Raw genomic sequence first — 24569 nt, 5'->3', positions numbered from 1 at the left:
CAGAGCATTCGCCCCACTGAAAGGTCCTCGGTACAGACAATGACCACCGAAGCACACACCCCGCCGGGCACGGTGTTGGTCACCGGCGCCGCCGGAGGCCTCGGCCGGGCCTTTGCCCTCGGATTCGCCCGGCGCGGCTATGCGGTTGCCGCGGCGGACATCGATCCTGCCGGCACCGCCGAGACCGCAGAAATGGTCAGGGCCGCCGGCGGCCGCGCCGAGGCCTTCACCGTCGATGTCACCAGCCCCGTCTCCACCGAAGCGCTCGCGGCCCAGGTTGCCGGCTTCGCCGGCGGCCACGTCCAGGTGCTCATCAACAACGCCGCCATCTACGCCACCGTCACCCGCTCGCCCTTCGAGGACATCGACTTCGAGGAATGGGACCGGGTCATGGCGGTGAACCTCAAGGGACCCTGGATGATGGCCCGGGCGCTGAGCCCGCATCTGGGTGCCGGCTCGCGCATCATCAACCTGGCCTCGGCCACCGTCTACTCCGGTTCCGAGCAGTGGGCCCACTATGTGGCTTCCAAGGGCGGGGTCATCGCCCTGAGCCGGGTCATGGCCAAGGAATTGGGCCGACGCGAAATCACAGTGAACACCATCGCCCCGGGATTCACCCTCACGGAGGCCAGTTACGGGCTGATGGACAACGCCGAAAACTACGGGGTCGACCGCGGTGCGCTCAAGAGGGCCAGCCAGCCCGACGACATCGTGGGGGCCGCGCTCTTCCTCGCCGGTCCCGATTCCTCCTTCATCACCGGTCAGACGCTCGTCGTCGACGGTGGCCGCCAGTTCATCTAGAAAGGTCGATTGATCATCATGCCTACAGTCCACTTCACCGATGCAGCCGGTGCCACCACCACCATCAACGCCAACACCGGGGACTCGGTCATGGAGACCGCGGTGCGCAACGGCGTCTCCGCCATCGTCGCCGAATGCGGCGGCTCGCTCTCCTGCGCCACCTGCCACGTCTTCGTCGCCGAGGCCGACCTGCCGAGCCTGGAGCCCATGGGCGAGATGGAGGACGAGATGCTCTACGGCACCGCCGTTGACCGCGAGGACAACTCCCGGCTCTCCTGCCAGATCCGGCTCTGCGAGGACCAGGAACTCCACGTCACCACCCCCGAAACGCAGGTCTAGGACATGGACACCGCCACCGTTCCCTCCCGTGCCGGGGCCGGCGCACAAGAGTCGGGTACCGCCACCGGCCTGCTGATCATCGGAGCCTCCCAGTCCGGTGTGCAGCTGGCCATCTCGCTGCGCGCCCTGGGCTACACCGAGCACATCACGCTGCTGGGCGACGAGGACCACCGACCCTACCAGCGCCCGGCCCTGTCCAAGGAGTTCCTGCAGGACAAGGTCGGTTCCGAATCCCTGATCTTCCGCACCAACGACTACTGGATCGAACACAACATCACCCTCATCAAGGGCGAGCGGATCGAGTCCGTGCACTCAAACGCCGACGGCAGCGGAACCGCCCGCGGCACCTCCGGTGCCACCTACCCCTATCAGCGTCTGGCCTTGACTGTCGGAGCCCGCCCGCGGCACCTCGAGGCCCCCGGCGCCGAGCTGGACGGGGTGGTCTACCTGCGCAACGCGGACGACGCGCTGCGGCTGAAGGAACTTGCCCCCGCCACCACCGACGTGGTCGTGGTCGGCGGCGGGTTCATCGGCTTGGAGGCCGCCAGCTCACTGGCCGCCATGGGCAAGCGCGTCACCGTCCTGGAATACGGGCAGCGCCTCGTCGGCCGGGCCGTGGGCACCGAAACCAGCGACTACTTTCTCACCGAACACCGCAAGCGCGGCCTGGACATCCGCATCGGGGCGCGCATCGAGCAGATCCTCGACGACGGCAACGGCGCCGTGGGCGCGGTGCGCCTCGAAGACGGGTCCCGGATCACGGCCCAGATCGTCTTGGTCGGCATCGGGGTCATCCCCAATACCGAGCTCGGCGAATCCCTCGGGCTGGAAATCAACAACGGCATCGTCGTGGACGCCGGGGCGCTCGCCTCCGACGGCACCACCATCGTCGTCGGCGACGTGGCCAACATGCCCAACCCCGTTCCCGGCGCACCGGCCGGTGAGCGCATCCGCCTCGAGTCGGTGAACAACGCCATTGAGCACGCCAAGGTCGCCGCCTACTCGCTCATGGGACGCAGCGAGGAATACGCCGGCATCCCGTGGTTCTGGTCCAACCAGGCGGACATGAAACTCCAGATCGCCGGCCTGTCCACCGGCTTCGAATCCACGGTCATCCGCCGCGACCCCGACAAGGGGAAGTTCACCGTCCTCTACTACCGCGGCGGGCGCATCATTGCCGCCGACGCCGTCAACGCCCCGCTGGACTTCATGGCCGTCAAGCAGGCCCTGGCCGCCGGCAAGTCCATCGACCCGGAACGGGCCGCCGATCCGGGCACCATGCTCAAGTCCCTCATTGCCTAGCCGCCCTCTCCCACATACTCTTCCCTGACGCAAGGAGCCGCACGCGCCATGAACACCCTGACCGACACCGATCCCGGCGCCGCCTTCGCCGCTGCCTATCCACAACGCCCCATTCCCGCTCCCGGGAATGTGGACACCAGCCCGATTTGCCTCACCCCGGGCATCGAGGCGGACCTACTCCCGCTCTGGGCCGCGGTGGTTCCCGAGACCCGGGCCCGCGGCAACGACATCCACCTGCCCATTTCCCTGGCCTTCGCCCGCCGCCTGTGCGACGCCTACCCGGACGCAAACCGCGAGCTTGTGCTCGTGGCCACCTTGCTGCACGACACCGGGTGGGCCCACGTGGATGAATCCAAGATCATCTCCGAGGGCTTCCGCGGCGACTGGCGCAAGGCCGGCATCCGCTTTGAGCACGAGCGCCTGGGCTGCGATGTGGCCCGCCGTGTGCTGCCTTCGCTGGGGTACGAACCCGAATTCATCGAGGCGGTTTGCGCCATCATCGACGGGCACGATACCCGCCCGGTGGCCCATTCCCTGGAGGATGCGCTGATGCGCGACGCCGACCGGCTCTGGCGCTTTGACCACGCCGGCATCGCGCTGGCCGCGGGCTGGTTCTCGCAGAACCCCGCCGTGTACACGGACCGGCTGGAGACCGAGATCATCCCCGAGCTCATCACCGCCGCCGCCGTGGACATGGCAACCACCGACCTGGATCGCTCCCGCGCCCTGCTGCAGACGGCGGTGCTGCGATGAGCACGCAACAGCAACACCTCCAGCATCAGCCAGGCGCCGCTGCCGCGCGCGCTGCCCTGGCTCTGCCATACCGCCACGTCGACACCCACTTCATCGGCGGTGCCTGGGTTGCCTCAACGGGCAACGCCCGCAACAACGTCACCGACCCGGCCACCGGATTGGTGTGGGGTTCGGTCGCCGACGGCACCACCGAGGACCTTGAGCAGGCGGTGAACGCGGCGCGAACTGCCTTCGACTCGGGCCCCTGGCCGCGGCTGTCGCCCTCCCAGCGGGCGGCTGTGCTGTTGCGCATTGCCGATCAGATCGAGGTGCGCTCCACCGAGCTGTCGCTGACCAACACGTTGGAAAACGGCTCCCCGGTCTCCGAGACCAAGGGCGCGGCGGCAAATGCCGCCAGCATCTTCCGCTACTTTGCCTCGCTGGCCCCGCTACTGGAATCAGAGGACGTCCGTCCCTTCCCTAACGGCCTGGGCGAGTCCCTGGTGCGCCGGGACCCGGTGGGCGTGTGCGGGTTGATTGCCCCGTGGAACTTCCCGATCAACCTGATGGTCATCAAGCTGGCACCCGCTTTGTTGGCCGGGTGCACCGTGGTGATGAAGCCGGCCTCCCCCACGCCGCTGTCATTCAGGATCATCATGGATGCGCTGGCTGCTGCCGGTGTTCCGGCAGGCGTGGCCAACCTGGTCACCGGATCCGGCCGCCTGGGAGACGCGCTGGTGCGCCATCCCAAGATCAACAAGGTCGCCTTCACCGGCTCCACGCCGGTGGGTCGCAAGATCGCCGCCGCCTGCGGTGAGCTGCTGCGCCCCGTCACCCTCGAGCTGGGAGGCAAGTCGAGTGCGTTGGTGCTGCCGGATGCGGACCTGGGCGCCATGGGCGACACCCTCATCCGTTCCTGCATGCGCAACACCGGGCAGACCTGCTACATTTCCACGCGCATCCTGGCCCCGTCCGAGCGCTACGACGAGGTCGTGGACCTGGTCACGTCCACCATTGCCACTGCACCACAGGGGGACCCACTGGATCCGGCGACGGTCTTTGGCCCGTCGGCCACCGCCAGCCAATATCGGACCGTGCTCGAGTACATCGAGTCGGGACACGCCGAAGGTGCCCGTGCCACCACAGGCGGGCACAAGGCGCAACTGGGCGGCGACCTGGACGCCGGTTACTTTGTCGCCCCCACCGTGTTTGCGGAGGTGTTGCCCGGGATGCGGATTTCCCGGGAGGAGATCTTCGGGCCGGTGGTTTCAATTCTTCGCTACGACGGAATCGATGAGGGGATCGCACTGGCGAACAACACCGAGTTCGGTTTGGGCGGTCTGGTCTTTGGCGCCGACACCGATGCCGCACAGGCAGCGGCCGACCGCATGGATACCGGCAGCGTTGGCATCAACTTCTTCGCCTCCAACCACGCGGCGCCGTTTGGCGGTCGCAACGATTCTGGGCTCGGCACCGAGTACGGCCCCGAAGGCCTGGCCGCCTATTTGAGCTACAAGTCGATTCACCGTCGCTGAGACCGGCCGCCGCGAACGGCCTTCACACCCAACGTCATGGCCAGACACATCAAATCCATAGCCTCGGACCATAGAGTCATTACTACCTCATGAAGGTGCGAGTGATGCGAGCACCGGCTGGAAACACGATTTGTCCCCCGAATCTTCCGGCCGGTGCTCAAACCTTTAATGACGCAATCCGTGATTCTGCACAGGTCGATTCACGAGGCGGGTCAATCTTCGTCGTTCAAATTATCCGGATCCGGCAATTCGATTTCCCGGGGCACCGCAGTTCTTCGTCGTTCCACCGTGAAATATTCAAGTTGTTCCTCGGGCGTCTCATTCAGTTTGAAGACTGATGGTTCAACGCCCTGCGATTCGTTTTTCGCGCTGTCGCTGGATTTCACTTTGCACCTCCTAAACGACGGTGGGTGGAATGCCATCATGGCATTCCACCCACCGCTTGGACTACTAGTTTTGTGCTGCCTGGTAGGCCTGTTCGATGACCGAGCCCCAGTATGGGCCGAACATCGTATTGCGGATGCCTCCGTAGCCGAAGCTGTTCACTGAGTTCTGGAAGCCATCCGATCCACCGAGGAACCATGGCCCTCCGGAAGAGCCACCGGTCATGTCGCACGGAATTCCCTGCGACTGCGTCTGCCCATACGGATCGTCGCTCGCGGCCCCACTGCATGATTGCAGCGTCTCTCCGTCAAATGGCCGTGCCGCCGGATAACCGAATGCCGTGTAGGTCAGACCCCGGGCTTGGTTGAAGGCGACGCCAGAGGCTCCGACCTGATCTGCTAGGCTCACGCCACTCTGGTCCGAGACCACGGCGAAGGCCGTGTCATAGGTGATGTCTCCACCTTGCGTCCATTGTGTCGGAGCGACGAGTTCGGTTGCGGCAAAGGACCCGTAGGGAGCGCTGCCGTTTTCATAGGCAGGGACAAAGACCCAACGAGTCGCGAAGGCACCCGGCCCCTCGTTGACGCAGTGGCCCGCAGTAGAGACGGTTGCCTCATTTGCGGCGACAACTGCGTTACCGGAGCATACGTAGTTCGCGCCACCCAAGGTGAAGAACACTTTGCCGATGTGGGACACGGGTGTTTCGGCCACGTTCTTGGTCGGTTTACCTGCAGTCGTTTTTGCTTTACTTGCGCTGCGCCCGGCAATCTTGGTTGATTCACCGATATCCAGCGGAGCATTCGACGCCGATTTGCCGCGGGTAAGGCTATCGGCGGGCTTGGCGTCTTTCATTCGCTGGGGAGTCCAATAGGACATTGCCGCTTCAGCCTGCGTCGAAGAGATCTTCTTCGTGTCGACCGCATCGGTTTCGGACCGCGGGGCCGAAGTTGCCGTGGATGCGGTTCCGCCGATCAGGGCGCCCGCGAGAAGAAGCGCAGCTACCGTCCTGCTCATGGTTTTGCCCTTGGGGTGGTGACTTACGTACGTTGCTTGCACGTTTTCTTCCTGTCCGGTGACCCCGTTGTCACCTTCAAAAGTGGGTGCCGAGGCACTGGTGCACAACAGTCAAACACATGCTTCAAAGAGTGACTATAGACTTTTGGCTACCATCTTCGGGACCGAATATTCTGGACCATGGAAATTTATGAAACGAATCAGAGACAAAACTTGAAGGATTACCCACGAGCAGGTTCGTCATCGACACCTCCCGCTTTTCTGCAACTTGCCCCGTCTCGGGACTCACGCCACAGAATGCAGGGCGTGCCCGCGTTCACGTTTGGCCGAAGTCGCGAATCCAAATTGCATCATGAGCCCGTTCCAGGAATGTGAAGGAACTCGGCGGCAACGTAGGCGGTGGCGGCAACGTAAAAATCTCACCCTAACTATTGATCGTGCGCTTTCCGGGGCAGCGGGTGCACAATCGAGACATGGACAGCATGTCCGAACAAGCGCGTTCACAACTCATGGGCAAGATCCGCGGCAAGGATACTAAGCCCGAGCTGTTCGTGCGCCAACTGCTGCATGCAGCGGGATACCGCTACCGGCTTCACGGTCGCATTCCACGTGGAACACTCGAGAAGTTGAATCGCCAATACCCGGAGGTGCGCCTGCGCGGCGGCAAGCTTCCCGGCTCTCCCGACATCGTCTTTCCCGCCCGCCATCAGGCTGTCTTCATCAATGGATGCTTCTGGCACCGACATGATTGCCCCGCCGGGCAACATGCACCGGCGACAAATGCCCAATTCTGGGCGGACAAGCGCAACCGCACCCACGAACGAGATAGGCAAGCGATCGAAACCCTACGGGCCCTCGGCTGGGAGACCATCGTGGTGTGGGAATGTGAGCTGCGGGATCCGAAGGCCACGCTCGAAACGCTCGCCCATTTTCTGGGCCCTCCCGCACGGGACAAGGATATCGACGGAATGTGAGGGCTCGCAGGCGAGCTGCCTGCGAGCCGACATGATCCCGCGGCATCACCGTCTTCTGCGCACTGGGCGTCTACGCCACCAGTGCCGCGGTGACGGATCTGGTGATCGTGCTCCTCATTGGCGTGCTCGGTTTTGCACTGCGCCGCTATGGGTTCCCGCTAGCGCCGATCATGATCGGCGTGGTCCTGGGGCCGCTGGCCGAAACCAGCCTGCGCAACGCCATGATGTCCTCTGGCGGCGACGCCTCGATCCTGGTCGAATCGCCGATCACGCTCACCCTCTACGGGGTGCTGATCCTGGTGCTGGCTTACACGGTGTGGCGCAAGGTCAACTCCCGCGCACGCCAGGACGTGTAATCCGGGCCTGCCCGAGACTCCGCGATACCCGCAATTGACAGCGACCGGGGTGGCACCGAATTCCGGTGCCACCCCGGTCGCATGTACACCCTTCGCAACTGCGCGGGGAATCCGGCGCTGAGGCCAACGAGATTTGCCACGCAGTCGCTGGCCGCGATGCGTGAACTGAAGCTCGATGCGGGCATCGTCAACAACGACGGCGGCGCCATTGCGCCGGGCCACCCGCTGGGCTCCGGCGGTTCGCGCCTGGTGGTGACGCTGATGGGTCGGATGGAAAATGAAGACTCCAACCGTGGCTTGGCCACCATGTGTGTCGGCGTGGACCTGGGAACCTCAATGCTCCTGGAGCGCGCCTAACTATCGGCATAGAGGCGGGTCACGGCGTCAACGAGGTCGCTGAGCCCGCCGGGAGGTTCGTCCCGCCACCACACCAGCCGTACTTCGATCCGGGGGCCGTCCTTGATGGGGCGATAGGTGACGCCAGGGCGTGGATGGTGGTGTGCCGTGGCCTCGGCCGTGGTTCCCACACCGCGGCCCGCGGCAATGGAGTCCAGCCAGCTGTCGACGTCGGTGGTTTTGATGAACGTGGGTTGTTGGCCCGCACCACCGCTCCACAGGTGGCTGTTGGTGGTCCCTGCACGGGGGTCGATGACCACGGTGCGCTGCGCGACCTCGGCCATGCTCACCTGGCGGCGCCGCACCCACTGTGCGTCGTCAGAGGCGAAGGCGACCACTCGGCGTTCCAGTCCCACCACCACCGAATCGAAGCGCCGTGCATCGGCGGGTCCGCGCATCACCGCCACATCGCAGAGCCCCTCGGCCAAGCCGGAAGTGGGCAGGTTCTGCCTGACCAGTTGGAGCTCGATGGCCTCGTGGCCACGGTCCCAGTCACGCTGCAGGCGGGCGGTGTGCCGCCCGAGCGCCGCCCAGGCGTACCCCAGCCGCAAGACGCCGTGGCGACTGTCCAGGAATCTGGTGAACCGTACCGCCTCGGCGAGCACCTTGCGGGCCTGGGGCAACACCTGCTGACCGGTGCTGGTGAGCTCACATCCTCGCGGCACCCGGCGCAGCAGCCTCTCCCCCACGCTCTTCTCCAGTCCCGCGATGGTGCGTGAGACTGCGGCCTGCGAGACGAAGAGCCGTGCAGCGGCATCGGTGAAGGATCCTTCCTCGGCCGCAGTGACGAAGTACCTCAATTCCCGAAGATTCCAGTCCATAACCAAAGTGTATGGCAGACCCAAAACATGCACTGGGATTATGCCGTAGGGGAACCTACGGTGAGGACATGAAACCCCTTGACGCCGCAGATCGCCGGCAGAATGCTCCCGTCGCCGTCGCGCCGTTGCGCGCCACGGCCGCCACCGGGCGTCGGCGCGGAACCGGGTTCGCACTGATGCTGGCCAGCTCGGTCTCGAACCAGGCCGGTGCGGCCCTGGGGTCCATGGCGTTTCCGGTTATCGGGCCGGTCGGCGTCTTAGCCGTGCGACAGCTCGTCACGGCACTCGTCCTGGCTCCGGTCGTGCGCCCCCGGCTGCGCGCACTGCGCAAGGATCGGTGGCTGCCGATCCTGGGCCTGGCGCTGGTGTTCAGCATGATGAACCTTTCCCTTTACGCCGCGATCGACCGCATCGGGCTCGGCCTGGCCGTCACCCTGGAGTTCCTGGGTCCGCTCGGCGTCGCCATCGCCTTTTCCCGCCGGCCGTTTGACGTCGCCTGTGCGCTGCTCGCGGGTGTCGGGGTCATTGTCCTTATCAACCCCGGTCCGGCTACCGACATCTTGGGAATCGCACTGGGCCTGGTTGCCGCCGCGGGGTGGGGTTCCTACATCCTGCTGAACCGCACCTTGGGGCAACGGTTGCCGGGCCTGCAGGGAACCGCCGCGGCGAGCATCGTCACGGCCGGCATGTGGGTGCCCATCGCGATCCTCTGGTTCCTCGCCCACGTGCCGAGCATCGGCGCCCTCGGACTGGCCGCAGCCTGCGGCCTGCTGTCCTCGGTCGTCCCCGCCGTTTCCGATCTGCAGGCCCTGCGGCGGGTTCCGGCCAGGATTTTCGGGATCTTCACCAGTCTGAGTCCGGTGTGGGCGGTTCTCGCCGGATGGGTCATGCTCCACCAAGCCTTGCAGCCCAACGAATGGCTGGGAGTCGCGCTGATTGTCCTGAGCAACATCTTCGTTTCCGTGCGGGGACTGGCCACATCCCGTCCCCGGACCCGGACGGTTTGAGGTACTCGAGGCCCGGATGCCGGCGATTGGTGAGCTTCCCGAGTGCCGCCCGCACCCGCACCATGGCTTCGATGTCCGACCGACAACGGAACCCCACTCACGTCGGTTCCGCGAGAATCGTGAGTCCATCGCCAGGCAAGTCCACATTTACGGCGCAAACCACTTGACGTTGCCACACAAACGGGCATAAAGTCATTCAAACACAGATGCATGTGTGTCATGTCACTGGATGCGAGGAAGCAATGTTTGCCGAAGAGCGGCACCGCCTGATCACCGAGATGATCGCCGGCAACGGGAAGGTCACCGTTGCCGAGCTCTCGGCACGCTTCGACATCACCCGCGAGACCGTGCGGCGGGATTTGGCCCAGCTCGAGTCCGAGGGCACGCTGCGCCGCGTCCACGGCGGCGCGGTCTCAACCCTTGCCGCCAGCACGCGGGAGGAAAGCCACAGCGAACGCAGCACCATCCACGCCGAGGCCAAGGCCCGCATTGCCCAGGCCGCCCACCGGCTGCTGCCCGGCGACGGCGTCTCGGTCATGCTCGACGCGGGAACCAGCACCGAGATCCTGGCCGGGCTGATCGCGCAGAACTCCGCCAATACCCCCTCGCTGGTGATCACCCACGCACTTCCCATCGCCGCTCGCATCGCCGCAAACCCCCAGATCTCCCTGGAGCTCATCGGCGGCCGCGTCCGTGGATTGACCAGCGCCGCCACCGGCGCCGGAACCGTCGAACAGTTCTCCCGCCTCAGCGCCGACATTGCGTTCCTCGGCACCAACGCCCTGCATTCCACCTTCGGTCTCAGCACCCCGGACCCCCTGGAAGCCACGGTTAAGACCGCCATGGCCGCCAGCGCCCAACGCGTCGTCGTGCTGGCCGACTCCTCCAAATTCGAAAGGCTCACCCTCGTGCAATTCGCGAAGATCGATGCGATCGACACCCTGGTCACCGACGCCGCACCGACCGGCGAACTCGCCGCGGCCCTGGAGGCGGCGGACGTGGAGGTGGTGCTGGCATGATCGTCACCTTGACCATGAACCCGGCGCTGGACACCACGATCGAACTCGGTGCCCCGCTGGCCCACGGAGGCGTCCAGCGCTCCCTGGGCAGCCACACCCAGGCCGCCGGCAAGGGCGTCAACGTCTCCCGCGCCATCGCCCACGCGGGCGTGAAGACCCTCGCGGTGCTGCCCGGCGCGGAAACCGATCCGCTGCTGCGCCGGCTGGTGGCCGATGACCTGGAGCACCGCTCGGTGCACATCGGCGCGCTGCTGCGCACCAACATCACGCTCACCGATCCCGACGGCACCACCACCAAGATCAACGAACAGGGCCCGGCTCTGAACGCCGCGGTGCTCGAGGAGATCGTGCGCGTCGTCGTGAACGTTTCCCGCTCCGCCTCGTGGCTCGTGTTGGCCGGCTCGCTGCCGCCGGGCGCGGACCCAAGCTTCTACGCGGACCTGGTGGCCACGGTGCGCGAAACCCTGGGCGATGCGGCCCCGAAAATCGCCGTGGACACCTCCGAGGCACCGCTTCGGGCGTTGTTCGCGCCGCACGTGCACCAGCTCCCGGACCTCATCAAGCCCAACGCCGAGGAACTTGCCGAGCTCTCCGGCCAGGGCTCGGCCGATGCCTTCGAGGATTCGCCCACCGCCACCGCCGCGGCGGCCCGGGCGTTGCTGGACCGAGGGGTCGGCACCGTGCTGGCCACTCTCGGCGCCAATGGCGCGGTGCTGGTCAACGCCGACGGTGCCTGGCACGCAACCCACACACCGATCACCCCGCGCAGCACCGTTGGCGCGGGAGATTCGGCACTGGCCGGATACCTTCTGGCAGATGAAACGGGTGAAACCGCTCCCGGGCGGCTGGCCCGCGCCGTTGCCTACGGGTCAGCGGCAGCTTCCCTTCCGGGCTCCGCAATTCCCACTCCCACCCAACTGGCTCCCGACGCCGTGAGCGTCGAAGAGCTGACCCTGATCCCAAGGACGATGTCATGATCGAACTCATTAATCGCGGTCTTGTCAGCCTCGACGCCAACCTGGGCGCCAGCACCACCGAGGTCATCGAGCACCTGGCCGCCATGGTCGCGGCCGCCGGCCGCACCACCGACGCCGACGCGCTGGCCGCGGACGGCAAGGCCCGCGAGGCCAAGACCGCCACCGGCGTACCAGGCGGCATCGCAATCCCGCATTGCCGCTCCACCGCGGTGCTCGAACCGACCCTGGCCATGGCCCGGCTGGCCCCGGCCGTGGACTTCGGAGCCAAGGACGGCCCGGCTGACCTGGTGTTCTTCATTGCCGCACCGGAAGGCGCCGACCAGGCACACCTCAAGCTGCTCTCCAAGCTGGCCCGCGCGCTGGTCAAGAAGTCCTTCACCGCCGCCCTGCGCGCCGCCACCACCGAAGACAAGATCGTGGAGCTGGTTTCCGCCGTGCTCTCCGACGACCCGGCGGTCGCCGCTGCGGCCGTTGCCTCGAGCGCACCCGCGGCACCAGCTGCTGCTCCGGCCGCCGAGGCAGCCGCCCCGGAACGCAAGCCCCGCATCGTCGCCGTCACCGCCTGCCCCACCGGCATCGCCCACACCTATATGGCAGCCGACTCCCTGGCCCAGACCGCCGAGGAACTCGGAGTCGAGTTCGCCGTGGAAACCCAGGGCTCCTCGGGCTCCACCCCGCTGTCCAAGGCAGTCATCGACGCCGCCGACGCCGTGATCTTCGCCGTGGACGTGGACGTCCGCGACCGCTCCCGCTTCGCCGGCAAGCCGCTGATCCAGGTCCCGGTCAAGCGCGGCATCGACGAACCCGCCAAGCTCATCAACGACGCCATCGCCGCTTCCAGGGACCCGAAGGCCCGCCGCGTCCCGGCAGGCACCGGGGCCGAGGAGACATCCGAGTCCACGTCCAAGGAATCCTTCGGCCGCGGGCTCAAGCGCGCCCTGCTCACCGGTGTGTCCTACATGATCCCGTTCGTCGCCGGCGGCGGGCTGCTCATGGCGCTGGGCTTCCTGCTCGGCGGCTACGCGATCACCGAGGTCGCCGACACCTATCTGGCCGAAAACACGCTCTTCAACCTCCCCGACGCGGGTCTTGCCGCGTACCTGGGCGCCGCGGCGTTCAAGATCGGCAACCTGTCGATGTCCTTCCTGGTCCCGGCGCTGGCGGGCTACATCGCCTATGCCTACGCCGACCGGCCGGGCATCGCCCCGGGCTTCACCGCCGGTGCCGTTGCCGTGTTCATGGACGCCGGATTCCTCGGCGGCATCGTGGGCGGCCTGCTGGCCGGCCTGGCAGCCCGCTGGATCACCTCGTGGAAGGTCCCGCGCTGGCTGCGCGGGCTGATGCCGGTGGTCATCGTGCCGCTGCTGGGCTCGATCATCGCCTCCGGGCTCATGTTCCTGCTCCTGGGCGGGCCCATCGCCAAGCTGACCGAGGGACTGAACGGCTGGCTCTCGGGCATGACCGGCACTGCAGCCGTGGCCCTGGGATTGATCCTGGGACTCATGATGGCGGTGGACCTGGGCGGGCCGGTGAACAAGGTCGCCTACTCCTTCGCCGTCGCGGGCCTGGGCGCCGCATCCATCGCCGAGAACCCGGCTCCGCTGATGATCATGGCAGCGGTCATGGCCGCCGGCATGGTGCCTCCGCTGGCCATGGCCCTGGCCACCGTCATTTCGCCGAAGCTCTTCACCGGTGCCGAGCGCGAGAACGGCAAGGCCGCCTGGCTGCTGGGCGCCTCGTTCATCTCCGAGGGTGCCATCCCGTTCGCCGCCTCGGACCCGCTGCGCGTCATCCCTGCCTCCATGGTCGGCGGCGGCATCACCGGGGCCATGATCATGGGCTTCCACGTCCTGTCGCAGGCCCCGCACGGCGGCATCTTCGTCTTCTTCGCCATGAACAACACCTGGCCGATGTTCCTGGTGTCCACGATCGTCGGAACGCTGGTTTCGGCCATCCTGGTGATCGTGCTGAAGAAGTTCGTCCGCAAGGCCACCCCGCAGGCGGTCGCCGTCGAAGAGGCAGCTCCCGTCGCGGCCTAAACACCCCGCCCGACAAACTTCCACACAAAAAACCAGCTCAATCCAAGGAGAACCCCCCATGGCAGAACGTATTGCAACCATCGCCAGCCGCGTCGGCCTGCACGCCCGTCCGGCAGCCATCTTCGCCGAGGCAGCCGGCAACGAAGACCTCGAGGTCACCATCGCCCGCGAGGGCGAGCCGGCCGATGAAGCGATGGACGCCTCGAGCATCCTCTCGCTGATGGGCCTGGGCGCCGAGCACGGCACCAAGGTCGTGCTGCGCGCCGACGGCGAAGGCGCCGAATCGGTCCTCGAGACCCTGGCCGCGATCCTGGAAACGGACCACGACGCCTAGGGTTCGCTGCTTCGACATACTTCTCTACAACGCGTCCCGGTGGGGGCTTCGAGATGAAGCCCCCACCGGGACGCGTTTTCATGTGCACGACATCCCCGGTGTTTCGCAACCGCCACTGACGCGGATTGCTCCCGGGTCCTTCGCCGTCTCACCTGGTGCCGTACCGCAACTTCCTCACCGGCTCCGGCACCAGCGCACTAGCCAGCCAGGCGGATCCTGCCGGCGACGGATTCCAGGCGCTGTTCGCGGACCGCCAGTTCCAGGCCCTGTTGCAGGCGCGCGGAAACCTTCTGCGTCATGCGTCCGTATCCCAGGACACTCATGGCCTCGCGCTTGAGCTCGTCGACCCCGGACTCCCCGGCCAGCGACGCCCGGGCGCACATCACGTTGGCGATTTCCCGGAGGCAGATGTCCTCAATGTCCAGACCGTGTGACGCGAAGCCGGTGCGGTAATCGACCCACCGGGCAGGGTCCTGCTTGGAGGGCCAAATGAAGCCCTCCGCATCAACCGTGTAGGACTTCCGCGGCAGTGCCGCCAGCATGGACTTCTCCCGCGCCGCGGACATCCTGCCGGATTCGTGGGCGCCGATGGCCAATCGTGCCAGCCTTGTTTCGTGGATCGGCCATTCCGCCCCCGCGATGTCGCCCAGCAGCGCGGCGGCCTTCTTCTTGCCGGCAGCGCTCCTGAGTTCGTCAAGGTCGCCGAGCGTCCCCGCCGTGCGCGCGTCCCACGGCGTGTACGCGGTGGCCTTGCCCGGGTAGGCTTCCGGTCGCCCATCCGCCGCGCCGTCCCGGCTGCCACGCCATGCCTGGCCTTCGCCCGGGGACTTCACGGCGGCCGGAGCCGCTTCCCGCGCCGCCCGCGCCTTGCCTGCCTTTTCCACCGCGGCATCGAGGGAGTCCAGGACGGCCCCTGCATCCTGCAGCCAGGCCGGAAGCCAGATCCGCGCGACCGATTCCCAACCGAGCAGGCCGCGCAGGATTTCCTGCGGCAGGCCGTCGCGGTCCCCCACGGTCCGGCGCCGCGCCCACGGCCCGTTGTCCAACAGGATCGCCAGCAACGGCTCGGTCGGGCGGGCGGGATTCGCAACCGTCAGATCGATCCTGAAGTCCGAGAGTCCCACATTCGTCGCCACCGCATGGCCGCGCTCCTTCAGCGCCGCCGCCACCTGCTCGCGGTGCCGGTCCCGCGCCACGGCCGAATCCGACCCGTTTTCCAGCGTGCGGGTGCCCTCTGCGGCAAGGTCAAGGTAGGCGCGCAGGTGCTTGATGCCCAGGGCCGAGGAGTCCTCTGCCCGCAGGTCCGCGGGGTCGAAGCTGGAGAACACCACGACCTGGCGCCGTGCACGGGTGATGGCCACGTTCAGCCGGCGCTCGCCGCCGACATTGTTCAGCGGGCCGAAGTTCAGCGGCAGCCTCCCGCGTGCGTTGGCGCTGAAGGCGGTGGAAAACAGGATCACGTCGCGTTCGTCGCCCTGCACGTTCTCCAGGTTCTTCACGAACAATCCCTCGTCGTCCGTTTCCAGCGCGGCACCCAGGCGCTCGTCCGGGTCATCACGCAGCAGGCCCTCAATCAAATCGCGTTGCGGCGCGTTGAAGGTGACCACCCCGATGGACGGCGTGGACATTGGGGAGGCATCGAATCGTTCCTTGATTTCCGCGACGATGCGCCCGGCCTCCACCGGGTTGGTGCGCAGCACCTCGGCGGGCCCCGTGCGGTGGAAGGTGCCATCGACCCGCACCAGGGAAATGCCGTAGCCGTCAGGACCCGCGTGCGCGGCACCGTGGCGCGGGGACGGGAAGGATGAGAGCTTGCCGTCATAGTAGTGCCGGTTGCTGAAGGCGATCAGCGATTCGTCCTGGCTGCGGTAGTGCCAGGACAGCCAGCGGCGGGCCACCCTGGCCATGACCGCCTCGGACAGGATCGATTCCTCGTCGGCGACCAGCAGCCCCGATTCCGGATCCTCGTCCGGCTCGACGGAGACCTCGGCGAAGGAGCTCGGCGGCATCTGCTTCGAATCCCCCACGATGACCGCGGACCTGGCCCGGCCCAGGGTGCCAATGGCGTCGGCCACGCGGATCTGCGAGGCCTCGTCGAAGACCACGATGTCGAATTCGCCGGCCCGCGGCGGGAAGAACCGGGCGGCGGAGTCGGGGCTGACCAGCACGCAGGGCAGGATGGTGGTGACCAGGTCCCCGTAGGAGTCCATGAGCTGGCGCACGCTGAGCCCTCCGCGCCGGCGTTCGAGTTGGCGGGCCAGCTCCCCCACGCGGCTCTCGGCCTGCTTCAGCTTCTGCGCACGCTGGCGGGTGATCGCCTCGGGCAGGGACTTGGCCACGTGCCGGCGCAGCCGGCGCGACGAGTCGGTGAATCGCGCGATGGCGCGCTCCTGGGCAGCGGTGCTGAATTCATCGAATCCGTGGGTGGCAAGCCGTTCGGCCAGGGCCGACTCGGCGGTGCCGCGCAAGAACCCGCGCAGGGCGTTCTCGGCCGGGATCGCGCCAGTGGCAAGTTGCGTCCAGGCCGCACCGAGGCCGTGGTCCTTCAGCGGTTCAAGCGCCTCGACAAATGCGACCCAGCGTTCGAGCCCGCGCTCGGCGTCGCGCCCGGTGACCCGGTCCTGGCCGGTGCGCCGGTACCTGCCCAGGAAGCCAGCGGTGTCGGGCCAGGCCTGCCCGGCGCGCGGTTCGGGCGCAATGGCCTCCCGCAACGCGTCCCACGCTGCGGCGACCCGCTCCAGTTCCCCGGCACGCGCCGGATCTGCGGGGGTGTTTTGTCCAAGGACCTCGCGCAGCAGCGCCGCGTACTCCCGGTCCCGCCCGGCAGGTGCGAGCAGGTCCGCCAGCTGGACCAGGTTCTCCCGCCGCCGCGCGAGCCATTCGATGTCGCCGTCGACAAAGGGGTTCCAGTTCCCGGACAGGGTGATTCCGGCCAGGGAGCCCAGGCCCGCGACGAGTTTGGCGCACTGCGCCCGCGCCTCGATCATGCCCTCCACACTGGCCACGAGATGTTGCGCCGTGTCCTCGCCGCCGATCCAGCGCTGGCCGAAGTGCTCGGCGATGACCTGCAGGCGCCGCCTCTTCCGGCCGATCCCCAGGAAACCGAACCTGTTGGCAAGCGTGGCTGCCTCGTGAACCGGGGCAAGATCCATTCGAAGCACCGACGGCTCCACGAGCTCCGGCAGCCAGGCCATCTCCTGGACCAGCGCGGTCGCTTCGGTCAGCAGCGCCCCGCTGCGCGAGCGCCACTCCACCGTTGCCGCGGCATCGAGAACCGGCAGCGGGACCCCGGCTTTCAGCAGCCGGGCCAGGGCGCGCAGGTCCTGGGGTTCCGGGGCACGTTCCACCAGGGAGGCCACGCCCGGATCGCGCGTCAGGGTGCCGGCGCCGTGCAGGGCCAGGTCGAGGGCCTGCACCGCATCGAGTACTGCCTGTTGCAGTTCACCACCCAACGGTCCGCCAATGAATCCCCAGGGATGCTCGTCCCGCGGCCTGGTCGGACCCGCGGTGTCCGGGAGCCGCACCAGCGCCTGGCGCACCTCGTCAACTGCGGCGGGGACGGCCTGCGCGGCAAAGCGTTCGGGGATGGGCAATGTGGCAATGGCCGGATCCATGGACAGGACGGTGTTGTACGCCGCATAGGTGGAGTAGCCGGCGGGGTTTTCCTCGTGGAGGTCCCGCGCATACCCGGCCAATCGGTGGACGGAGGAGGACAGGTCGGTGGAGGCCAATTCCATCCCCGCCGTGTCGGCGAAGACCAGGTGGTCAAGGGATGCCTTGATCTGGGCGCGCACCGCGTTTGGCGAGGAGCCCTTGTCATGCAGGTCCAGGGCGAACTCGCCCAGGCCCACCTCGTTCAGCCGCTTGCTCACCACCTCGAGCGCCGCCCGTTTTTCGGCCACGAACAGCACCCGCTGCCCGGAGGCCATGGCATGGGCCAGCAGGTTGGTGATGGTTTGCGACTTGCCGGTGCCCGGCGGGCCCTCCAGGACGAAGGTGTGCCCGGCGTGCGCGGCGGCGACCGCCTCCAGCTGGGAGGCATCCGCCGGGACCGGGAGCCTGGCGGCGAGCTGGTCCAGGTCAACGCCCTGCCCGGTGCCGGTTCCGGCGGGGTCGGTGAATTCGCTGGTCGGCGTGTCCACCAGGTGTCGCACCAGCGGCGCGGACATGAAGGTTTCCCAGTTTTCGTCCAGGTCCCGCCACATCCGGAACTTGGCGAATTGCAGGATCGCCAGATCGACGGTGCCCTCCACATGGAAGGGCAGGTCGGCGTCCGCCAGAGCGGCGCGCAGCGCGCCCAGGGCGGATTCGAGGTCGATTCCCGACCCGTCGCGCACCGGATCCTCGAATCCGGGGATGCGCAGGTTGAATTGCTCGTGCAGCTTCTCGCTCAGGCAATAGTTCGGGGCGGAGGCGCCGGTCTCGTCGATTTCCAGGCGGAAGTGCTTGCCGCGTCCCGCCGGCCGAAGGGTGACGGGCACCAGGAACAGCGGCGAGCGCAGGGCGCGTCCGTCCATCGACCAGCTCAGTGAGCCCAGTGCCAGATAGAGGTTGTTGGCGCCGCTCTCGTCAATGATCCGCTTGGCCTGGCTGGCCAGGCGGCGCAGCCGGGTGAGGTAGGTTCCCGACTCGAGCTTCGTATAGGCCCGGCCGCGGGTCAGCAGCAACTCGATCCGGCGTTCGACCGGCAGCAACGGCCCCGAGGTGTATCTCTCCTTCTCGAGCGCGCCGATCTCGTCGGCGGGCAGCAACTCGATGCTCCGCCCGTGGTTGACCAGGTCCTCAAGTCCGGCGAGAACGGAGTCGGGGATCGCCAGCGGGAGCCGGGAACGCTCGGTGAAGTTCAGCAGGCGGTTGCGCAGGGAGAGATCCAGCAGCCCGTTCTTCCACGCCGTGATGCGCGGCGGCGCCGCCTGGACGGTGGGGGCCGGGGCTGCCTGGCGGCGTTCTGTCCTTTCCCGGAAAAAGCGCTCGAGGGTGTCGGGCGCCGCTGCCCGGTACTCGACCACGACGGGCTTGCCGAACTCCGAGATGCCGCGGGCCGGCAGCGGACTGATGCCGCTGCGCCGCGCCTGGCGGATGTCGATGGCGTAGACCATCGACCCGGCTGCCGACGGAAGTTGTGCGTGGGCCAGTTTGGTCGCGGCTGCGGCTTCCGCCATGGGCGGGCGCCCGTCGGTGGTGATCGCGGTGGTCTCGACGATGCGCAGGTGGTCGGCGTCTACAAGGTTCGCCAGTGACCGGGCTCCCTCGGCATCGAGGCTGCTGCTGGGCAGCGCGCCGTCCGGGGTGCGCCAATAGGCCAGGAACGCATGGCCGCACACCAGCCAGATGACCGAGTTGATGGCCACTCGCTCGAGTAGCGCGGACATCAGCAGTGTGGTGTCCAGGGCGGTTCCGAGCCGTTCGGTGAGGACCTCCTGGGCTGCGCGGACGTGTTGTCCCCCGAGATCGGCCAGGTCCCAATTTGCGGGCAGATTGCCGAGCCGGATGCCACGGGCGCGCAACACCTCAAAGATGCATTCGACGGACTGGTCAACCCGCTGGGCGCCGCCCTGGCGGGCGTCGAGCGAGTCGGTCCCGGTGCGCGCCCGGAACAGGTCCCCGGCCTCGGAGAGGATCCCGGTGAGCTGCGGATGCTGCGGCTGCACGAACGCGGCCAAAAGTTCGGCATTGGCCTGCGTGCCTGCACCCGGCCAGTAACCGGCCGGAAGCAGCTCGACCGCGCCCGATTCCTCGGCGACAAGTTTTCCGTTCTCGGCCACCCTGACAATGAGCCTGCCCGGGCGGCGGGTGTCGATCAAGGCGAAGGCCGCCGGGTCCAGCGCCACGTCCAGGTCATGGAGCGTGCTCAGACCCGGCGGGAGTTCCAGGCGGCTCTCGGCCACCGCGGAGACCGGCAGGTTGCCTGCCATCACCACGGCCGTCACCAGGATCGACAATGGTTCCGGGCGGGGGTTCTCCAGTACCACGCGTTCAAGGATTCGGGCATGGGTGTGGGCCGAGGCGTAGTTGATGGAAGGACCGTGCGCGATGTCGATCCGGACGCGTCCACCGTTCCCTGCAGGCGCCGCATCGACGGTGGATTCCTCCGTGGCCTCCGGGTCTTCGACGTGTTCCGCGGCGGCCCGGGCCAGCTCGTCCACGCGCCGTGCCGGATGTTCCAGGCCCAGGGCCCGGAGAAATTGGGCACAGGTCGCCAGGTTCCGCTGGACGGCAGCGGCACTAAAGCCGGCACCCAATTCCCAGTCGTTGGCCACGTCGCGCAGCCTCGCGGCCAGCTGCTCTTGCCCGGCCGAAAGCATGATCACGTGCCCCGCTGCTCCGGGAGTTGCCATTAGCCTGCCCAACTGCGCGGGCAATGCCGCGGGGACGGTCGGTGGTTCGGCCCCCAACGCATTCTCAAGCCGGTCCAGCAGACCTGTCCAGCCGGCGGTTTGGTTCTGCCGGGCAAGGTGGTCGGCCATGAATGGAGTCAGTGCACCCGAAACGATGTCCAGTGCCGCACCGACGTATTCACGCAGTCTCATCCAGTTGCCCATCCCCGTTGATCGCCGGGCAACCCGATCAAGGGTGCCGCTTCCCTCCTAAGAACCTATCCCAGATGCGCAGCGGCGGCCCGTCACTCGAGGCGCAGGCCAATCGCCGCCGCCTATTTGTAGTCGTTCTCGGTCAGCTCGATGACGAAGGCGCGGCGTTCGGTGATTAACGCATCGCGCATCACGAAGACCTCTGCCATGGTCATGCGCATGGTCGCACCGTTGGCACGGTGTGCCTCGCCGGAGAGTTCGGCCATGACGACGTCGTCTTCCTCGACCAGGCGCACGATTTCCAGGACCGGCGGCCCACTGAAGTCCGGGCTTTCGATCGCCCCGTCGTAGGCATCCTTGCCGCTGAGCCGGAAGTGGCCGAAGACCGTCCATTCGATGTCCTCGGTGAGACAGGAAAGGATCTGGGCATGATCTGACTTGTTGAATCCGTCGATGTACTTCCTGACGGTGTCCTTGTTTGCCGACATGGATGGAACCTCCGGGAATCCTGTGTGGCGCGTTGATGGGCGGCAGGGGCGGAACGGGCACCCGCTGTCCAACAGCTCGGGCCACGGGCGCAGGCCTGCCGATTCCCAAGGCTAACCACTGGCGCGGACGGATGGGAACACTCTCCCGTAGTGGAACCAAGTCGTTGTGAAACCCCGCGTCGAGCTGGAATCACCCTCACTCCCTAGGCCATTCCTTGTCGGATCGGAAAAAAGAAATTCATGACCGTTCGGTCGGCTGAAATAAAGAGTGCCGCTGTGACCCACGTCAAGTAATGTTGGCTTCCAGCGGACAAGCAGCCGCCGACAACTGAATAGTCTTCCGATCACGCGCGGCTGGAGAGTCCCGGACACCACTCGGGCACCGAAGGGGCAAGCACCCGCAATCTCTCAGGTACCAAGAACAGCCGCGTGAGGAAACTCTGGAGAGCAGCCGCCGGGACGGGTGGCTCACCGACGAAGCACGCCGGTGCCATGGGGCACCGGTTTCACTTTCAGGTTCAGGACAGAGCGGGCACGGTGGCACCTGGCAACAACATACGCCCGCTCCCACCGCACTGAACCCTTCGATGAACGGTAGAACTCCCCCATGCAAATACCTGCCATATTGCCCGCCGTTGCGGACAGCAACTCCACGGACATCCTCGCCGTCGCCAATTCACCGGTCCTCTGGGCCTGCGCCATCGGTGTCTTCCTGGTCATCATCGTCCAGTCCGTCATCTACATGAAGGCAGCCAAGATTGCCGCACCCCATGTTGGGATGACCCAGGCCGAGCTGAAGACAAGCTTCCGCGCCGGCGCCGTTTCAGCCTTGGGCCCCTCGCTTGCCGTGGTCCTTGTCGCCGTTGCCCTGCTCACGATCTTCGGCACACCCGCGGTCTTGGTGCGCATCGGCCTGATCGGTTCGGTGTCCTACGAAACCGCCGCCGCCGCCATTGCCGCCAACACGGCCGGCGCGGAACTCGGCGGCCCCACCTACACCCAGGCGGTCTTCGGCCTGGCCTTGGCCGCAATGAGCCTTGGCGGTGCCATGTGGATGATCGCCACCCTCATCCTCACCCCGCTCCTCAAGCGCGGCGATTCCGCCCTGCGCAAGGTCAACCCGGCCATCATGCTGGTCGTCCCGGGTGCCGCCATGGTTGCGGCCTTCATGGTGCTGGGCATCGGCGAACTGCCCAAGTCGTGGCTGCACGTTGTCGCCTTCGTGTCCTCGGCGGCGATCATGACCATCCTGATGGTCATCGCGAAACGGGTCAACAGGCCGTGGATCAAGGAATGGGCGCTGGGCATTGCCATCATCCTTGCCTTGGCCATCACCTACGCCGCCACCCGCCTCTAGCCGCCGCCAAGATTTCCAGGAGCACATCATGAGCAATGCAACAGAAATCCACCAGGCGCTCGGCGCCTTTGACAAGACCACTTCCCGCTGGGGCCGGATCACCATGATCATTGGCCTGTTCTTCTCCCTGGCCGCCCCTGCCTACCTGGTCTTTTTCGCCGGCCTCGACATCGAAATCGCCGGCATCATCACGGCCTTCGCCGCCCTTGCCGCGGTCTTCGGCGTCATCTGGATCGTCGAGCCGTTGACCTACTTCCCGATCCTCGGCGCCTCCTCCATGTACCAGGCTTTCATGATCGGCAACATCTCCAACAAGCTGCTGCCGGCGGCGATGATCGCCCAGGCGACCATCGGCGTGAAGCCGGGCACCCGCAAGGGCGAACTGGCCTCGGTCGCCGCCATCTGCGGCGCGGCAGCCGTCCACCTGTCGTCCCTGTTCATCTTCGTGGGCCTGCTGGGCACCTGGCTGGTCAGCGTGATTCCGGTCGACATCATCCAAACCGTCCAGTTCTATATCCTGCCGACCGTCATGGGCGCGGTGGTCGTTCAGGCCATCGTGAGCCAGAAGGCCCCTCGATCGGCAGTGATCGCACTGGTGGTCTCGGTCATCGTGGTCTTCTTCGCCCAGCTTTACAAGCCCTTCGGACTGTTCTCCACCGCCGTTGCCGTGATTTCCACGGCCGTCCTCGCCTGGGTGTTCCGCGACCGCAAAACCCTGGGCACCCCGGAAGACGTCCCGGTGGACGCCACCCCCGAGGGCCCGGTGTACTGACCGGCACCCCCGGCAACCGTACCGACCCGCTAAAACACTCACTGCAAAAATACTGACCGGCGGCGGCACCCTGCGGTGCCGCCGCCAACCCAAAGCAAGGAACCCCCAGCCCCATGGCCAACACCACGATTCCCCAGTCCCTGAAAATGTCCGCGGCCTCGGCGGCCGAAATGGGCGAGACCTACAAGTACCTGCATGCCACCCCCGAGCTGTCCATGCAGGAACACAAGACCGCAGACTACCTGGCCAAGCGGCTCGAGGATTTGGGGCTTGAGGTGTTCCGCTGCGGCGGCACCGGCGTGGTCGGCGTGCTGCGCAACGGCGAGGGACCAGTCATCGGCATGCGCGCCGACACCGACGGGCTGCCAGTGCTCGAGGACACCGGCCTCGACTATGCCAGCACCGCGACAGGTTCCCTGGATGACGGCACCGAGGTCCCGACCATGCACGCCTGCGGCCACGACACTCACATGGCCACTGCGCTGAAGACCGCCGAGCTCTACGCCGGTGCCACCGATGCCTGGGCCGGGACCGTCGTGTTCGTGCTGCAGCCAGGCGAGGAAACCGCCGCCGGCGCCCGCGCCATGGTTGAGGACGGGCTCTGGGGCAAGGCGCCCAAGCCGGAGATCATGTTCGGCCAGCATGTGATGAACGGGCTCACCGGCACGGTCTCGCTGTTGGGCGGAGCGGCCATGACCACCGCAGACTCCTTCAAGGTCACCGTCTTCGGACAGGGCTCCCACGGCTCGATGCCCGAGCACTCCATCGACCCGATCGTGCTCGGCGCGTCCATGGTGCTGCGCCTGCAGACCATCGTCTCGCGCCAGGTCGCCCCGCAGTCCGCGGCCGTGCTGACCATCGGGTCGTTCCACGCCGGGCTCAAGGAAAACGTCATCCCCGACCGCGCCGTGTTCACCATCAATGTGCGCACCTTCGAGCCGGAGGTCAGGGACATCGTCCTCACCTCGATCCGGCGCATCATTGCCGCCGAGGCAGAGGCCTCCGGCGCGCCCGAGCCGCTGATCGAGGACATCTCCAACTTCCCGCCGCTCTACAACGACCCGGCCGAAACCGAAAAGCTGGCCGAGGAATTCCGCGCCGAGTTCGGCGAGGAGCGGGTCCTGCAGGGTTCGCCGGTCATGGGCAGCGAGGACTTCGGTGCGCTGGCCGCGGCGATCGGCGTGCCCTCGGTGTTCTGGTTCTTCGGCGGAAATGACGCCAAGACCCTGGCCGCCGGCCACCCGCCGGCAAACCACTCGCCGTTCTTCGCCCCGGTCATGGAACCGACACTGAGCACCGGCGTCGAGGCGGCTGTCCGCGCCCTGTACTCGAAGCTCGGCAAGTAGCGAAGACCTTCAATCCTCCGGCCAGGTCTTCTTACCGAAGGCCTGG

At 66.7% G+C, this 24569-nt stretch carries 20 protein-coding genes, 1 pseudogene and 1 riboswitch; of the genes and pseudogenes, 16 read left to right on the top strand and 5 right to left on the bottom strand.

Going from position 1 to position 24569, the window contains the following annotated elements:
- Window positions 1–39 precede the first annotated feature (39 nt).
- From Q2T94_RS10605 to Q2T94_RS10585, 5 genes are read left to right on the top strand one after another with little or no spacing between them, the layout of a single operon-like run.
- Window positions 40–801, top strand: a complete 762-nt coding sequence (locus Q2T94_RS10605; RefSeq protein WP_264268875.1) for an SDR family NAD(P)-dependent oxidoreductase — start codon at window positions 40–42, stop codon at window positions 799–801.
- A gap of 18 nt (window positions 802–819) precedes the next feature.
- Window positions 820–1140, top strand: a complete 321-nt coding sequence (locus Q2T94_RS10600) for a 2Fe-2S iron-sulfur cluster-binding protein (RefSeq protein WP_264268874.1) — start codon at window positions 820–822, stop codon at window positions 1138–1140.
- Window positions 1141–1143: 3 nt separating this feature from the next.
- On the top strand, window positions 1144–2442 hold the full coding sequence (locus Q2T94_RS10595) for an NAD(P)/FAD-dependent oxidoreductase (protein WP_302264228.1): 1299 nt from the start codon (window positions 1144–1146) through the stop codon (window positions 2440–2442).
- A gap of 48 nt (window positions 2443–2490) precedes the next feature.
- A complete protein-coding gene (locus Q2T94_RS10590; RefSeq protein ID WP_302264227.1) occupies window positions 2491–3195 on the top strand; it encodes an HD domain-containing protein in 705 nt (234 codons plus the stop codon).
- The gene (locus Q2T94_RS10585; protein WP_302264225.1) at window positions 3192–4709 is read left to right on the top strand and encodes an aldehyde dehydrogenase family protein; all 1518 of its coding nucleotides are present in this window, start codon (window positions 3192–3194) and stop codon (window positions 4707–4709) included. The genes Q2T94_RS10590 and Q2T94_RS10585 overlap by 4 nt, the downstream gene beginning before the upstream one ends.
- A gap of 212 nt (window positions 4710–4921) precedes the next feature.
- Here the strand turns inward: Q2T94_RS10585 and Q2T94_RS10580 are convergent, their stop codons facing one another.
- Together Q2T94_RS10580 and Q2T94_RS10575 are read right to left on the bottom strand one after the other, a co-directional pair.
- Window positions 4922–5095 carry a hypothetical protein gene (locus Q2T94_RS10580; RefSeq protein WP_264268868.1) on the bottom strand — a complete coding sequence of 58 codons (174 nt, stop codon included), beginning with the start codon at window positions 5093–5095 and terminating at the stop codon, window positions 4922–4924.
- Between the two features lie 64 nt (window positions 5096–5159).
- Window positions 5160–6149 (bottom strand): trypsin-like serine peptidase, encoded by a 990-nt coding sequence (locus Q2T94_RS10575; protein ID WP_264268867.1) that lies wholly within the window; start codon window positions 6147–6149, stop codon window positions 5160–5162.
- Window positions 6150–6580: 431 nt separating this feature from the next.
- Here Q2T94_RS10575 and Q2T94_RS10570 point away from each other — a divergent pair, with 431 nt between their 5' ends.
- From Q2T94_RS10570 to Q2T94_RS10560, 3 genes and pseudogenes are all read left to right on the top strand, one after another.
- Window positions 6581–7081: a very short patch repair endonuclease gene (locus tag Q2T94_RS10570; protein WP_264268866.1), complete on the top strand. Its 501-nt coding sequence runs from the start codon at window positions 6581–6583 to the stop codon at window positions 7079–7081.
- 44 nt (window positions 7082–7125) lie between these two features.
- The gene (locus Q2T94_RS10565) at window positions 7126–7437 is read left to right on the top strand and encodes a tripartite tricarboxylate transporter permease (RefSeq protein ID WP_302266406.1); all 312 of its coding nucleotides are present in this window, start codon (window positions 7126–7128) and stop codon (window positions 7435–7437) included.
- A gap of 132 nt (window positions 7438–7569) precedes the next feature.
- Window positions 7570–7794, top strand: a pseudogene (locus Q2T94_RS10560) (3-oxoadipyl-CoA thiolase); the annotation flags it as partial.
- Here the strand turns inward: Q2T94_RS10560 and Q2T94_RS10555 are convergent.
- A complete protein-coding gene (locus Q2T94_RS10555) occupies window positions 7791–8654 on the bottom strand; it encodes a LysR family transcriptional regulator (RefSeq protein WP_302264224.1) in 864 nt (287 codons plus the stop codon). The pseudogene Q2T94_RS10560 and the gene Q2T94_RS10555 overlap by 4 nt on opposite strands.
- 68 nt (window positions 8655–8722) lie before the next feature.
- On the opposite strand from Q2T94_RS10555, the gene Q2T94_RS10550 reads away from it, so the two are divergent.
- The 5 genes from Q2T94_RS10550 (at window position 8723) to Q2T94_RS10530 (ending at window position 14030) form a co-directional block, all read left to right on the top strand.
- Window positions 8723–9661: an EamA family transporter gene (locus Q2T94_RS10550; RefSeq protein WP_302264223.1), complete on the top strand. Its 939-nt coding sequence runs from the start codon at window positions 8723–8725 to the stop codon at window positions 9659–9661.
- A 242-nt stretch (window positions 9662–9903) separates the two neighbouring features.
- Window positions 9904–10680, top strand: a complete 777-nt coding sequence (locus Q2T94_RS10545) for a DeoR/GlpR family DNA-binding transcription regulator (RefSeq protein ID WP_302264222.1) — start codon at window positions 9904–9906, stop codon at window positions 10678–10680.
- A complete protein-coding gene (locus tag Q2T94_RS10540) occupies window positions 10677–11657 on the top strand; it encodes a 1-phosphofructokinase family hexose kinase (RefSeq protein WP_302264220.1) in 981 nt (326 codons plus the stop codon). Before Q2T94_RS10545 ends, Q2T94_RS10540 begins: the two co-directional genes overlap by 4 nt.
- Window positions 11654–13696: a PTS fructose transporter subunit IIABC gene (locus tag Q2T94_RS10535; protein ID WP_302264218.1), complete on the top strand. Its 2043-nt coding sequence runs from the start codon at window positions 11654–11656 to the stop codon at window positions 13694–13696. Before Q2T94_RS10540 ends, Q2T94_RS10535 begins: the two co-directional genes overlap by 4 nt.
- Window positions 13697–13754: 58 nt before the next feature.
- A complete protein-coding gene (locus Q2T94_RS10530; RefSeq protein ID WP_217387268.1) occupies window positions 13755–14030 on the top strand; it encodes an HPr family phosphocarrier protein in 276 nt (91 codons plus the stop codon).
- Window positions 14031–14227: 197 nt separating this feature from the next.
- Here the strand turns inward: Q2T94_RS10530 and proA are convergent, their stop codons facing one another.
- Both proA and Q2T94_RS10520 read right to left on the bottom strand, forming a co-directional pair.
- Window positions 14228–20560 carry an anti-phage protein ProA gene (proA, locus tag Q2T94_RS10525; RefSeq protein WP_302264215.1) on the bottom strand — a complete coding sequence of 2111 codons (6333 nt, stop codon included), beginning with the start codon at window positions 20558–20560 and terminating at the stop codon, window positions 14228–14230.
- A 122-nt stretch (window positions 20561–20682) separates the two neighbouring features.
- Window positions 20683–21048, bottom strand: coding sequence for a nuclear transport factor 2 family protein (locus tag Q2T94_RS10520; protein ID WP_302264214.1), 366 nt, complete (start codon window positions 21046–21048; stop codon window positions 20683–20685).
- Between the two features lie 344 nt (window positions 21049–21392).
- A riboswitch (glycine riboswitch) is annotated at window positions 21393–21483 on the top strand.
- A gap of 172 nt (window positions 21484–21655) precedes the next feature.
- Here Q2T94_RS10520 and Q2T94_RS10515 point away from each other — a divergent pair.
- The 3 genes from Q2T94_RS10515 (at window position 21656) to Q2T94_RS10505 (ending at window position 24523) form a co-directional block, all read left to right on the top strand.
- Window positions 21656–22405: a DUF5058 family protein gene (locus tag Q2T94_RS10515; protein ID WP_302264198.1), complete on the top strand. Its 750-nt coding sequence runs from the start codon at window positions 21656–21658 to the stop codon at window positions 22403–22405.
- 28 nt (window positions 22406–22433) lie between these two features.
- Complete coding sequence (locus Q2T94_RS10510; RefSeq protein WP_302264196.1) at window positions 22434–23177, top strand: hypothetical protein; 744 nt, start codon at window positions 22434–22436, stop codon at window positions 23175–23177.
- Window positions 23178–23290: 113 nt separating this feature from the next.
- Complete coding sequence (locus Q2T94_RS10505) at window positions 23291–24523, top strand: amidohydrolase (protein WP_302264194.1); 1233 nt, start codon at window positions 23291–23293, stop codon at window positions 24521–24523.
- Window positions 24524–24569 lie beyond the last annotated feature (46 nt).

Source organism: Paeniglutamicibacter sulfureus (assembly GCF_030512175.1).
GTDB lineage: Bacteria > Actinomycetota > Actinomycetes > Actinomycetales > Micrococcaceae > Paeniglutamicibacter > Paeniglutamicibacter sulfureus.
This window is presented reverse-complemented; position numbering and strand designations above follow the sequence as displayed.